Source organism: Candidatus Aegiribacteria sp., from assembly GCA_021108435.1.
In the GTDB taxonomy this organism is placed as follows: domain Bacteria; phylum Fermentibacterota; class Fermentibacteria; order Fermentibacterales; family JCC-6; genus Aegiribacteria.
Genome location: JAIOQY010000119.1, coordinates 1 through 13,850, shown reverse-complemented (window position 1 = coordinate 13,850; position 13,850 = coordinate 1). Strand labels below are relative to the sequence as shown.

The 13,850-nt window shown below is 45.9% G+C and carries 10 protein-coding genes, 2 tRNA genes and 1 rRNA gene; 8 read left to right on the top strand and 5 right to left on the bottom strand.

Going from position 1 to position 13,850, the window contains the following annotated elements:
• A partial coding sequence (locus K8R76_06850; GenBank protein MCD4847890.1) for a hypothetical protein occupies positions 1-1,934 on the top strand: 1,934 nt, incomplete at its 5' end.
• Between the two features lie 167 nt (positions 1,935-2,101).
• Here K8R76_06850 and K8R76_06845 read toward each other — a convergent pair.
• Together K8R76_06845 and K8R76_06840 are read right to left on the bottom strand one after the other, a co-directional pair.
• Positions 2,102-2,176: transfer RNA gene (locus K8R76_06845), tRNA-Glu, on the bottom strand.
• A 67-nt stretch (positions 2,177-2,243) separates the two neighbouring features.
• Positions 2,244-2,319, bottom strand: a tRNA-Lys gene (locus K8R76_06840).
• A 196-nt stretch (positions 2,320-2,515) separates the two neighbouring features.
• Here K8R76_06840 and K8R76_06835 point away from each other — a divergent pair.
• A complete protein-coding gene (locus K8R76_06835; protein ID MCD4847889.1) occupies positions 2,516-3,856 on the top strand; it encodes a PhoH family protein in 1,341 nt (446 codons plus the stop codon).
• Positions 3,857-3,877: 21 nt separating this feature from the next.
• Positions 3,878-4,879 (top strand): TIGR00341 family protein, encoded by a 1,002-nt coding sequence (locus K8R76_06830; GenBank protein MCD4847888.1) that lies wholly within the window; start codon positions 3,878-3,880, stop codon positions 4,877-4,879.
• Positions 4,880-4,885: 6 nt separating this feature from the next.
• Here K8R76_06830 and K8R76_06825 read toward each other — a convergent pair whose 3' ends face one another.
• Positions 4,886-6,412, bottom strand: coding sequence for a radical SAM protein (locus tag K8R76_06825; GenBank protein ID MCD4847887.1), 1,527 nt, complete (start codon positions 6,410-6,412; stop codon positions 4,886-4,888).
• 123 nt (positions 6,413-6,535) lie between these two features.
• Here K8R76_06825 and K8R76_06820 point away from each other — a divergent pair, with 123 nt between their 5' ends.
• The 4 genes from K8R76_06820 to K8R76_06805 are packed head-to-tail and all read left to right on the top strand — an operon-like array spanning position 6,536 to position 10,124.
• A complete protein-coding gene (locus tag K8R76_06820; GenBank protein MCD4847886.1) occupies positions 6,536-6,952 on the top strand; it encodes a DUF1232 domain-containing protein in 417 nt (138 codons plus the stop codon).
• A 9-nt stretch (positions 6,953-6,961) separates the two neighbouring features.
• On the top strand, positions 6,962-8,389 hold the full coding sequence (locus tag K8R76_06815; protein ID MCD4847885.1) for a transglutaminase-like domain-containing protein: 1,428 nt from the start codon (positions 6,962-6,964) through the stop codon (positions 8,387-8,389).
• A complete protein-coding gene (locus K8R76_06810) occupies positions 8,377-9,846 on the top strand; it encodes a phosphatase PAP2 family protein (GenBank protein MCD4847884.1) in 1,470 nt (489 codons plus the stop codon). Before K8R76_06815 ends, K8R76_06810 begins: the two co-directional genes overlap by 13 nt.
• A gap of 11 nt (positions 9,847-9,857) precedes the next feature.
• Positions 9,858-10,124 (top strand): hypothetical protein, encoded by a 267-nt coding sequence (locus K8R76_06805; protein ID MCD4847883.1) that lies wholly within the window; start codon positions 9,858-9,860, stop codon positions 10,122-10,124.
• Here the strand turns inward: K8R76_06805 and K8R76_06800 are convergent.
• Entirely contained in the window at positions 10,117-10,608 is a 492-nt protein-coding gene (locus K8R76_06800) for a hypothetical protein (protein ID MCD4847882.1), read from the bottom strand. The two genes, K8R76_06805 and K8R76_06800, sit on opposite strands and share 8 nt — an antisense overlap.
• Before the next feature lie 2 nt (positions 10,609-10,610).
• Positions 10,611-13,292, bottom strand: coding sequence for a hypothetical protein (locus K8R76_06795; protein ID MCD4847881.1), 2,682 nt, complete (start codon positions 13,290-13,292; stop codon positions 10,611-10,613).
• 498 nt (positions 13,293-13,790) lie between these two features.
• Between K8R76_06795 and K8R76_06790 the strand changes: the two genes are divergently transcribed.
• A 16S ribosomal RNA gene (locus tag K8R76_06790) occupies positions 13,791-13,850 on the top strand; the annotation flags it as partial.

The window sequence follows — 13,850 nt, the reverse complement described above, 5'->3', positions numbered from 1 at the left end:
GGATAGACAGTGTCCTGCTGCCTCAGTCACTGCGGAATAATCCTGTATGGGCAGCCAGTGATTTCAGAGCAGCAGATGTAGGCGACAGGGATTCCAACACGCATAGGCTAAACGGTGCGGTAGTATTCTTCGATGAGGATAATCCTGATGAGAATATGGTGATCTTTCATGATGGTTCTGATATCGTATTCCTGGAAGACGCACTGGAAATACCCGGAAACGTACCCGGAATTACTACTGTCTGCGTTGGAGAATACAACTACCCTGTACATCACCCGACACTATCATCAAGAAGAGGGAGCGTGATAAGCCATGGTGAGCTGAGAATCCTTGTCTGCTATCAGGCTATCGATCACCAGCAGAAAGTCGACAGCGTCAGGGTGTTTGCCTGGGATTACGACACAGAAGAATTCAATGATGTTACCGGTGATTCCCAGGGTTTGTCGCTTGATATTGAACCAGTTAAAGCCGTCTGGGGCGTATTCTGGCCAACGCATAATAGATGGTCGGCTTATAGTTCTGACGATCAGAGCGGGTTTATTATATTTGACAGCAGTGGCAACTATCAGTCCATCTATGAATGTATTCCTCCGGGCAGCATTGATCCTGAGTGGGCGGTATCCGATGAATTCACAAACCTTTTCGAGTGGGATGAAACATCGTTCATAGCCAGGCAGACAAAAAGTTTCCCCTGCTTCACCGCAGGCATGGATTACATCTGTCATCTCACGGCAGGTGTCCTGAATAAGGCTGTTCTTGAATTCGCTTCAAACCCTGGAAGAAATCCAAACAGCGCTCTGACCGTTTATGAAAGCTCTCCCTTTGATCTGCCGGAGTCTTACGACTTCTTCGATATAAACGACGCTGCTTCCTTCAGACCCGTTAGATCCTACGATGACGCTCTTCTGGTTTCTTTTGATTATGGAAATGATAGTTCTGAAGTATATCGAAGTACTGGAAGTATTAACTTCAGAGGAGGAGATGATATCAGCATTTCCTTGAACGAAAATGAATATTTTATCGATATACTTTCTTCCGATGACTCACCTCTCCTGTCTGCTGCGAGGGTCTACAATGTAAGACAGACGTACAGGGTGCCGATTGCTTTTAATCCAGAAGAAGAATATCCATCCCAATCCATTCTACTCTATAGTGATATCCCGGTTGAAAATTCACCCGACTACTTTGAGGAGATGCATGAAGCTATGGATACTATGTTCGTATACGGTATTGACGGTACCTCAAGAAGTAACTGTCTGATACACAACCTCCGTTGCGAAGGGAGAAGGCAGGATGGTCAGGTTACTTTCTACCCGCCATCGGACACTCTTCTCTATCTTATGACCACATCACTGGTACACGGCTCCAGGGGGATTCACATGAGAGCCCTTAATTTTACAATGATGTGCGGCAATGGAGGAGGTTCCGCTCAAGTAGGTACATACAGGTGCCCCCCTCTGCTTCTCAACTGGGGACCGAGTGTCGAAACCACTAATCCCGATATGATTGGCAGATTACACGATGTCGTTCAGATGCTCACCGGGAAGAATACATCTAATCCGGACTTCGTATCTGCTCTCATTGATGATAGTTATGCCGTTCTTAATACCACAGAAGCGCAGAATGCCATATACATAAGCGGATGGCAGCATGCCACCTGGAATATTGTTCACAATTTCATTGCTCTTGAAGAGACGGAATCGGAGGATGTGCTATTATTGGTAGTGAACGATTCGAGTAGTCCATTTGAAGAAGAATTGGAAAACTATATTTACTTCCCAGATCGATATATGATTGATTATTCAATAGAATACATAGCAGGCTTTGAATGTGATTCGAGCAGCAGGAGCTACCCTGAACTGAATCTGTATTATTACGGCATGCCGGCTTATGCAGCCAGTTTATACCTACTGGAGTATACAGGGGGATTTTGATTCAGGATTAATTAAGTTTGTATCAGTTGGATTTTTCCCTGTTAAGTGAATACTGCTGAGAAATCCATACTCTGTCTATTTTGTGGGTTTTCTAGTTATGAGATGGATGCTATTAAAACCCAAGGGTTCAACATGTTAGAAGTAGTGAATCAACCTAAGAATGAAGTTGGCGACCCCAACGGGGATCGAACCCGTGTTGCCGGCGTGAAAGGCCAGTGTCCTAACCGCTAGACGATGGGGTCGCCGAAATAGTTACCAACAATGGCAACTGAAGTCGATTTCGTCAATACCCGATTCCCTTAATAGTATTGGTGAGCCGCGGGGGGATCGAACCCCCGACCCTCTGATTAAAAGTCAGATGCTCTACCTACTGAGCTAGCGGCTCACGTTAAAGGGTTTTCGGGCAGGCGGTAAAATGCAGAAAATGAACGAAAAACGCAATAGATAGAAAAATCTATTCCGCTTTCTCTCTGTCACCGTTCGTTAGTAGTCTTCAATTTCATGCAGGTTTTCCTTTGTTTGAAATTCATATAGAATTGGAAGGTGAACATGAAATCAACCATTTGGATTGGATGTGACAATTGACAGAATCCCAGGGATCCCCACGGCTATTCGTTATTGATACGAATGTACTTCTATACGATCACAATTGCATAGACAATTTTCAGGAGCATGATGTAGTCATACCGATTACAGTTCTTGAGGAACTTGATGAGTTCAAGAAAGGAAATGACCTCATCAATTTTCAGGCAAGGGAGTTCATAAGAAAGCTTGATAAACTTGCAGGTGAGAAATTGTTCAATGATGGCCTTCCTCTTGGACAGGGAAGAGGGAAACTGTTTGTTAAAGCCGCAGAAGTATCTGCGGGAAGCACTGTAGAGAAGACTTTTTCCCTGAATAAACCTGATCATCGGATTCTTGCGCTTGCCGATCAGCTGCGGATTGCTAATCCCGACAGGGAAGTAATTCTTATCAGCAAAGACATCAATCTTCGGATGAAAGCAAAATCTATCGGTATTAACGCTGAGGATTACGAAACCGGAAAAGTTGAGAATGTCGATGAGCTTTATACGGGTACTGGAATTCTGGAGGATATTGACACAGATCTGATATCCAGGTTTTACGAGCAGCCTTTTACCGTTCCGAGAAGCGATATCGACAGTGAGCTTTCTCCGACTCCGAATCAGTTCTTCATTCTCAGAAACGGCAGCACCAGTTCCCTTGCATGGTTCAATCCGGATACAGATGAGTTCGAACGCATCATCAAAACAAGAGCATATGGAATACAGCCGAGGAATGCTGAGCAGACATACGCACTTCACGCATTGCTGAATCCATCAGTTCAGCTTGTCACGCTGACCGGTAAAGCTGGAACCGGAAAAACTCTACTGGCGCTTGCTGCCGCTCTCTCTCAGAGACAGGAATATCGACAGATATTTCTGGCTCGACCCGTTATACCGCTTGGAAACAGAGACCTTGGATATCTTCCAGGCGATGTTCAGAGCAAACTTGATCCGTATATGCAGCCCCTCTGGGACAATCTGGCTGTTATTAAGAGCCGTTTCTCAACTGATAGCAAGGAATACATCAGCCTGCTGGAGATGATTGAATATGAGAAGCTGCTGATCACTCCTCTGGCGTATATCAGGGGTAGAAGCCTGGATGGAATTTACTTTATTATTGACGAGGCTCAGAATCTGACACCTCATGAAGTAAGAACCATTATTACCAGAGTTGGTGAAAACACGAAGATTGTATTCACAGGGGACATTTATCAAATTGATACACCTTATCTTGACAGTCAGTCAAACGGCCTGACTTTCCTTATTGATCGGTTGAAGAATGAGAGCATCACCGCTCATATCAACCTGGTCAAAGGGGAGAGGAGCAGACTTGCTGAACTTGCGAGCAATCTTCTTTAACAGGAAGGAATAATTCCTGATATGGCAGTACGTCTGATAGAAGTATTCCTGCCTGCTGATCGGCTGGAACTGGCCCGATCATCAGTCAGCAGTCTTGATACTATCTCAATCTGGTGGGAGAAGCTTTCCGTTGAACAGGCGCAGCTTCATATCCTTGCGGAAGCTGATCAAAGTGAAGAAATAACGGACAAACTGAGATCGGCGCTTGCTGATTCCGGTGAGGAACTGAGGATTGTCTCTCTGCCTGTGGTTTCATCTATCCCGGCTCCTGAGGAGACTCCGGATGAGAAAAAGGTTTCCAGCAGTTCACCACGCAGGAAAATTCACAGGGTAAGCAGGGAAGAACTCTACTCGGATGTAAACGAGATGACAAAGACCTCATGGCCAAATATCATCATGACAATGCTTTCAGCGGTCGTATGCGCTATAGGTCTTGCCAGGAATAATATCGCAGTGATTATAGGCGCTATGGTCATAGCGCCGCTGCTTGGACCCAATGTCGGCCTTTCCCTGGCTGTGACAATCGGGGATCTGGGGCTCGGAATCAGAGCCCTCAGAGAGAACACAATCCGGATCGGAGCTGCATTTGCTTTCGCTGTGATTGCAGGGATGGTGTTCAACATTGATTCATCATCTTCCGAGATAGTTTCTCGTACTTTCATCGGCACATCAGATGTGGTTATAGCTCTGGCAGCAGGAGCTGCCGGAGCTCTCGCTCTCAGCACGGGCGCTCCCGCAACATTAATAGGAGTAATGGTTGCCGCCGCGCTGATGCCTCCACTTGTTGTGGCAGGTCTTCTTGGCGCGATGGGTGATATCAGTGGTGCTCTTCGTGCGGGTCAGCTGCTTGCTGTGAACCTCATTTCGATCAATCTCGCGGGAGTGGTGACGTTCCTGGCAGTCGGAATTCGGCCTGATTCGGAAGATGATGCCGGAAGAGCCAGAAAAACAGCAACTGTCGCTGTAGTCGTCTGGGTGCTTCTTCTGACTGTATTAACCTTTCTGATTGTTACAGGAGAATAACAGAATTCATTCCGATCCGGCTTCATGAGAGATACGTCCCGGGATTTCAATCAGCGGGAAATGGGATGTTCTGAACCATTTTGGGGTGCGGAGGAGCGCTTCGGAAATCGAAGGGAGCCGACTGAACTCTTCAGTTATATAATCTCTTGCCATGATTCTTGGATTTCGCTCTTCATGAAGAAAGGGCATATAAAGCCTTATCACTTCTTCAGAAGCGTTATCATAAACCAGTTCAATTCCGAATTCATCGGCTCTGTCTGATAATTCGCAGTTAGTGGGTAGATTGAATATGGAGAAGTTAATGAAATCGATTGAATTCCCAGCCTCCTGAAGGAAACTGACAGAAGCGTTAAGATCTTCGAAAGTCTCTCCGGGGAGTCCAAGAAGCATATACACGTAAGTTCGTATCCCTGATCCAGCGCAGCTCCTTATCACTTCCAGTGAAGTCTCTGGATCAATTCCCTTGTTGAATCTGTCAAGCAGGGAGTGACTCCCGCTTTCAGCTCCAAGCTGCAGCATGAGGCATCCATTATCCGCAAGCATGTCTGATTGATCCGCAACCCACTTTTCCGGTCTGATAAAACCATAGAAATCAAGGTTGTTTTCTTTAAGAGCCGGGAGAAGATGCAGAAGAGCCTTTTTCGGGATAGTCGAGTCGAGTAAATGAATAACCGGTTGACGTTTCATAACCTCCGTCGGAACAGTTGAGATGAATTTCTCGAAGACATCTTTCCCGAAGATTGAAAGTTCTCTTTTTCTGTCTGGACAGAAAAGACACTTATTCCAGAAACACCCTGTTGATAACGCGTATGGAATAACTGGGCTTCCGGATATGTACTGCCACGGATTCAACATATGCGGCCATGATAATCTGCTTAACAGTGAGTTATCCGAGGTTTCTATTTCCTGAAGCAGCGAACCATCTCCGAGGATAGTTTCAGGAAACACTCTGTGCAGGAGATCAAATCCTTTTCCTGTTTGATCAAGGCTGTTCAGCAGTGATCCTCCGGTGATCATGTGGTATCCGTTTGATTTAAGGAATAGAGCCAGATCTATTCCTGCGGAAAGCTGTGAAAGATAGGAAAGGGAAAGAAGAACGGTTTTCGGAAGATGCTTCTGGAGAATCGGCAGCAGGTATTCTTCCCAGAATCCTGAAAATGGTGTTTCTTCCTGCTTGCAGATTCTCAGCAGTTCCTCTGGTTTATGCACTTCGGAAGGTGGAGTAAGATCCATCAGGGAAATTTTCCACCCTGGATAGCCTTTTGAAAACGACTTTAAAGCAGAATTCAGGACACCGGAAATTGTTCGGTGCTGTCCGGGGGGATAATTCGGGTTGTTCCTGAGGTAGGCAAGTGCAGATTTAACAGCGGGATAGCCTCTGCCCTCGGGTACTTTCTCAAAGATATGGTTGAAGAACTCCAGTGACAGGTCAAGAAATCCTGCACTGATTCCTCTGGCTTTCAGTCCCGCTGCAAGCAGGAAAGCGCCTGATGGCGGTTCGGAAGGAGTGATTACCGGAGGTGATATTATCATGTATTCCATATGTCTAAGTTAACACAATAAGGTCTTCTGAAGCCACCCTGTCTTTCTTTGTCCATCGTACTTGGCTATGTTCTTAACAGAGTGAATGAAAGGATAAGAATAAAGATGCATCTCATGAATAAAGACCGGAAAAGACTGGAGAAATTATTTGACAGCGGGAGAAAAGCCGCTGGTGAGAAAGATGTCCTGGAAGCTGCCGGAAGAGCAGAAGAGAAGATAAAACATCTTGAAGCTCACGGTATTCCAGAAGCGTTTGAGAAATTCTGGGAAGACATCAAAATTCTATATGCCATGCTTTCTGACTCTGTCAAAGGAAGGTATAGAGTTCCAGTTCGTACGCTTGGAGCTGTGGCATTCACACTGCTGTACTTTGTGAATCCTTTCGATATCATTCCGGACTTGATCCCATTCCTTGGATACGTAGATGATGCTTTTGTTCTGAGCCTGTGTATTAAGTTCATTGGAACAGATCTGGAAAAATACAGGATTTGGAAGGAAAGCAAAGGTACAATAGAACAAACAGGAAATTGAGAGCAGTTTATGATCAGTAATATGCTTTTTGCTTTGCTCACTCTTGCAGGAATTGCGCAGAATCCTGTGTCCACTGCTCGCCGGTTAATGCTTGACGGCTATTATCAACAGGCTGAGGAGGTGCTTGAGGCTGTTCTGGAGGTTGACTCGGAACAGAGAACAGATGCTGGTTTCTTGCTGGAGATTCTTCAGCAGACAAGGGATTATTACAACTTATCAGCTTCAGAAGCACTCGATCTTGCCAGGGACATTTTGGGCGAAAGTATTAATGCTTCCTGGTTTCTCGGAAGACTTGCCCCAACGGATACAATCAGGATAGATGGGCATCTGAGGTATCCCGGATTCAGAATAGAGCAACTTGCTTCAGGACATGACAAACCGTTTCTGTATATCCCGGGGAATTCAGCGTGGCTTCGAAATGTATACAGCCGCGCATCAAATACAGGATATTCCTCCTATTCAGATGGTGTTTCCGGAACCTATAACATGACATTCATGATTGACTCCATCTCTGTGAATACAGGAGATTCTCTGAATGTCTGGATCCCTATCGCCGGGAATTTCAATTTACAGGAAGCTTCTATTCCTGACTGGCAAATATTCGGTATTGATGTATTGAAGCTTGAGATTAATCTTGAAGATCCTGGGAGATTACCTGTTTTATATATTTCCGGAACTGCGGTACTGCAAGAATCTGATCATATTATTATTCAGATCTCACAGGAATTCACTGTCTATCCGATGGAATCCATGACCATAGATTCCGATAATATCGTCTTACCTGTTCCCGGTGTTTCAACTGAGATAGACCTTGCGCTTGCGGATTCACGATGGATTGATCCGACTGGAGAGATGTTCATTCATGCCAGACATATATCTGGAACCAGTCCGGATCCTCTTGCAAAAGTTGAATCGATTGTCAGGTACATTACTGATTCTTTGAGAATCTGTGAGGTTCCGACAGGATTATACATATACGAGGGATTGTCCAGAAGTGTAAGCAGAAATAAATGCGGAGACACTGCGGGAATATCAGCGTTTTTTGCGGCTGCCTGCCGTGCTCTTGGAATTCCCACCAGGGTGTGCGGCGGGTATTCATGCTCCGATGGTGATCCTGTGTTTCATTGCCGGAATGAATTCATGGTCAGCGATGGAATCTGGACATCTGTCGATATAGCATTCCATACGGTGGATTTGTGTACAAATGGAAATTCTCTCACATTTTCATATTCCTCTATGGGCGGGTGTGACGCAGCTCGTGTCTATACACTTCCTTCACTTGAGGATACTCTATTCCCGGCCAAGCAATCATGGCCAGTTGCATTTCCCGGAAGCTTGCCAGAAGCGGAATTGCGATCTGCCGGCGGATTTTGGACCTCACTTTCTGTAGCAGAGGTCACGTCCGGGACGGATCTGGATATTCAGTGGCAGTTCTAGCAGTAGCTGGAGTGCTCTGGCCATCCTGGGATACATCTCTGTTCTTTAAATTAAATGGAATTGAATCTTCTCCGCTTACATTCATAATGCGAACGATAACAAATGTTGATAACTGGATCCCTCTGCTGATAGGTTGCATTCTGCTTCTGCTATGGTGGGGCAGAACGAAACCATATGTTTCAAGCGGCAGCAAATGGAAACGGGCATTTGCGTCAAAAAACCCCAGAATAGTTCTGCTATGCATGATCCTGGCCGCATCTGCATCAGACCAGGTCTGCTACCATCTGAAAAGCAACGTAACCAGATCCAGACCCTGCTTTGAAGAGAACATCAGTGCAGAAGTGAATTACAGGGGAGACGTGCATGGCAACAGGTCTTTTCCGTCAGCGCATTCAGCAAATTCTGCTGCCCTTGCAACTACTATTGCACTCGCTTACCCCCCCCTTACTCCATTTGCATTATTGGTTTCATTCCTTGTCGGATTCAGCAGGATCTACCTGGGTGTTCATTATCCAATTGATGTTCTCACCGGATGGAGTATCGGAATATTGTCAGGCATTGTTTTCTGGTTGATCTTCAGGAAAATGTTTTCCCGGCCGGGCCTGATAGGGTACACCAATCGATTCCGTATTCGCCAGCCTGTTCCATATCCCTCTCCTGAATCACCGTGGAAACCGGTTGATTTCAGTTCACTGGATGGTTATCCCATGACAGGATATTTCCTGAACTCCGGTAAGGATTTAATCATCATGATTCACGGACTTCATGGCAATATTACATCGATTGCGGAACCCGGAATGATCTTCAGCCGAATGGGATATTCGGTGTTTCTGGTTCCCCTTCGGGGACATGATGGACATCCCGTTCCAATTACTTCCGGAGGACCTGCTGAAGTATACGACCTTGCAGGAGCGATCTCTCATCTGAGGGGGAAAATGGGGTTTTCCATGGGTCGAACGATTCTATACGGTTCATCAATGGGCAGTGTGATTGCACTGAAGATGTCCGGTATTCTTGGAGAACCTGTCGCGGGGATAATATGCCATGGAGCTTACAGAAACTTCTTTACTGCTGCGCAAATGAAGCTGGGGAGCATGAGGAAAGGAATTCTGAAGCTGTTGCTTCCTGCAGGCGCAAGAAGAGGACTTGAAGCATTCCGGCAAGAAGATTACATCAATAGTTCTGCTGTAACCAGGTTCGTATTTATGAATGGTTCCCGCGATGGGATATCACCTCCGGAAGCAGGTATTCAACTTGCTTCAGAATACGGTGGTCTTTTTGTAGCACTTGATGAAGCCTGGCATCCTGTCTGGAACGCACATAGATGGAGCCAGCCGCAGATTGAAGCCGCTTTCAAGGTATCTCTGGAATACATCAGAGGAAAGCAAACAACACCTGTGGCAGTTGACGAATCGGGATCTATCCATGATTTTCCCATCATACCGGAAATCAACTAAAGGATGATGAAATGACGAATATCAATCAGGCGACGGAAATGCTGCTGGCATTCTCCTCGTTACTGAAGGACCTGCAGGAAGAGCTCGATTCGGGTTCTGAGCTGCCTTCAAACGATATTGAGAATCTGGATGCCTATCAGGTTTTCATGTCACAGCTGATTCTTCTTCAGAGAGATCTTGAGGATTTTATAGAGAATGCTGTAACCCTTGAACTCTCAATGCAGGAAATGCCTGTTCAGGTTCTTGATTTTTCTTCAGAATGGGAACGGTTCAACTAAGGTATCGTCGTTTTGCCCAGCCTACAGAGATTGCTGTGAATACCAGAATCAGAATCGTAATTAAAATTCCAGAGATGAGCTTCTGCTTTTTTCCCGCGCTTACTGATCTGGAAGATAGAACAGGTATCTGAACCCAGGTATAGTTACCACGAGTACACTCAATGACTGCAAGCCCTTCTGTTCTATGGCGAGAACCTTCCTGATCAATCCATGTCCAGTATGATTTCCCGAATTCAATTCTGAATGTTTCACCGATGCTCAGGAAGTTCGTTCTTGATCCTGGATTGACTGAAAGCTCTTCCTTGTCAGCAAGGAACAGCAGGAGAGAGTCCGGGTTGGCGTACCTGTCAGGAACCTCAGCTGATGCATGAGTTGACCAGAAGATCGCTCCATCTGTTCCCATTTGATTATCACAGAGTTCATGAAGGAACTCTTCAGGAGTTGAAGCTGACAGCAGAAATACGATAAACAGGCTTATCCACATATTTAACCCCGGATTACTTTTCTGATAGCGGAGAAGAGGCTATCAGGATCTACTGGAAGCTGAAGATGCGTAACACGAGTTGTTACAGAGGGAATGCCTGTAGACAAACCGGAGGCTACAAGTACCGGTTGTCCCGGGATTCTTGCAGTAAGCGCATTGGCATAATGAAGGTTGCTCTGATCCAGTCTGCAGATAATCGCTCCGGCATTCTCCTGTCTGACAGCCATTTCTCTGGCGGATTCTGTATACAGGAAGTTCTTTGAGCTGACATTTGAAAGTACATCAAGGCAGAGTTCAGTGAATGCTTGCAGAGGTGAGTAGATTATTGCATCGATTTCCCTTTCGTTCTTTCGTGCAGCAGGAAGAGCAACCTGTAGTACTTCTTCTCCTGGAGATCCGGCGAGCCAGCCGCCGAAACCCTGGAATAAAATACTCAATTTTTCAAGAGTGGCTGAATGCTCAGTGAAATGCAATCCATGCAATCTGAAACGCAGAACATGATACCGCCCCGGAAGAAATGAAAATGTTCCAGTCTCCGGTGTGTTATCAAGCCATCCGGTTTCGAGACCCGTCCACCTGTCCGGGCACATGGGAGCAAGGATGCGCAGGAGTCCTGAAAGCAGATCAGTTGTTACTTCCCGGGAGAACCATACGGGAGCCCCATCGCTGGTAGTATTACCGGAAATATCGAATTCCCATCCTTCCCGTCTGCATGCGGTGGAGAGATACTCCGCAAGGGAACCGGGTTCGGAAGAGGACGACATTGAACCTGGTCCAAGAGGAGCAATAACCGCAATTCCGGCTCTGTTTGAATCAAGAACCGTATGATGAATCAGATTCTCGGATTCTATCCGACGAATTCTGCTGAAACATTTCATACTTTTCCAGATGAACTCGACAGGTTCAGGAATGAAAACACCGGCCAGCGCAGATCTGAATTGTGAAAGCACAGACGGGCAGTCAATCCTGTCCAGTATTCTAGCAGCATTCTGCTCACACGCCTGATCTGAGCCTATACCTGTTGCTTCCTGAAACCAACCATTCCATGATATGATTTCACCTGTGGATGTATACACCGCAGTTCCACCTGGAAAGCGTTCACCTTGGTTCTTGCTTCTGCAACCGGCATTTTTATCCTCAGGAAGTTTCGTCCAGGTTACCAGGAATCCATTTCGAGCAGGATGAATTTCCTCGATGAATCCCTGGTGATTTTCTAGTTTTGCGCTTTTTTTCCCTGTAGCGGACAGATGGTCAATAGGGCAATCAGCGCATTGCCTTGAGTATCCGTAAAACTGATAGCAGTGAGAAATACCTAGTGACCGTCCCTGCCATAGAACATGAGTGTCCTTCATCAGAACCGCCTGAAGTGATGAAAAATCCGGGAGCTTATCCTCGGGAATACTCATTAATGAAAGATCAATTTTTCTGAGAATTTTCCCGAAAGCATCTACGGTTGAGTAAGGAATTTCCCTTTCATCATCCCAGGCAGTGAGCAGAATATAGCCGTCTTTCAGGACTGTGATATGTGTGTCTTTGAAACATTCCTCCAGAGGGCGGTCGGAGACAAGCAGATCTCTGATTTTACTGTCGGTTCTGCTGCTGGCAATCGGGCTGGCTGATTCCTCCGGTCCGAATATCGCTATGACAGAAGCCCCAAAGCCTATCGCTGCAGTGTCAAGAACCTTTCCGAGTGCTTCTGTGTCTTGCAGACCTGAGAGTTGAATGTCCAGTTCATGAAGCAGTGCCTGCAGTTTATGTTCTCCATAAGTAGCTCTGAATTGCTCATACCTCATTGAAACAGCAGGCATCAGCGCATCCGCTCTGCGCTGCAGTCTGTCGGCATTACCTCTCCAGGGAGCAACAAGAAGAATATTCCCGTACGGATATAAAAGGCACTGTCCGGTGAAACCCAATGGAGAATCCTTACCGCCGGAGTCGACCCATACAGGATACTGGAGATTTGCTGATTCGAAAGCGCTGGTTGTTTCTAAATGTTCTGTGTCTATTTCAACGTTAACCATACTTACGGGAACATACCCATGTACCGATCTAACCATTAAAACTGCTGCTTCGAGTTCAAGTACATCAATGAGGTAGACCAGGAGATCATCAGTCCCCTGGATATTCATGCTGGCAAGGCGATCAAGCTCCTCAACAGGGAAAACCAGTCCTCTGGGCTGCTGAATGAAGCTGTAGTCCATTCCGCCGAAGTTATTACTTGTTCTGGAGAAGACCAGCCTGTGTCCTTTGCCTTTCTTATCCAGAAAAGTTACATATCCCTGAGCCTGATCGGAGTTATCAAGCAGGGAAGAGATCAGCTCGCTTTGCGAGAGTTCCCATGGTGTATATCCCAGAAGGCATAGAAAACCAGGAGATACAATTGGCAGGTGTCTATCAGGAATAACTCTGATAAACGGAATAGCTGGATTAGATATACCGTTTTCTTCTATTTCAAGGTAATAAACAAGGAGGGATGACTCACTATCCATCCTTGCTGCTGTAAATAGTGGGGTTAAATCTGGAGAGAACCAGACCATGCTGAATTCGTCTGTCAAAGGCCAACTGCTGAAAAGGGAGGAAATATCCTTCCCTTTCAGGTCAGGTATTTCCTTTAATGATCCATCAGATCCGGTGCCTGTTGCCTCTTCGACAATTTTTCCGGAGAGCGAAATTCGCAGGAGCATTTCCGTCGAATTCAGGGTTAACCTCCATTTTTGACTTAATACAATATAACACTATTTCTTCCAGAATATGGCGGGAACTCCCGGAGGAATACAGTGTTAAACATACAGAAAGATGACGAATCAGAATACGTAAGCCTAATTACCGTAATACCAATACGTTAGGTGTGTCCTTGACATCTTTCTGCGATGTATGCATATATCGGTTCCACTTTGAATTGAACTGATTCAGCGAGTTAACTCTTACTGATGCAGTACGTCGGAAAAAGGGTTGACAAGGATAGTGGTACGTTCTAGGTTATAAGTTCGCGCTGCGGAGCGCAAGATCTTTGAAATCTGTGAGAAGACAGCATCGCAAGAGCATGGTCTGTGTCGGTTCCTTGAGTCAGTCCCATTTGGGACTGGCACTTGGCTCAAAACGAGCGGATCTGCGAGCTATAGCAGATCGGACCATATAAAAATGAATAGCAAACTATACAGGTAAATAATCCTATATAAATATATACGGAGAGTTTGATCCTGGCTCAGGACGAACGCTGGCGGCGTGGATAAGGCATGCAA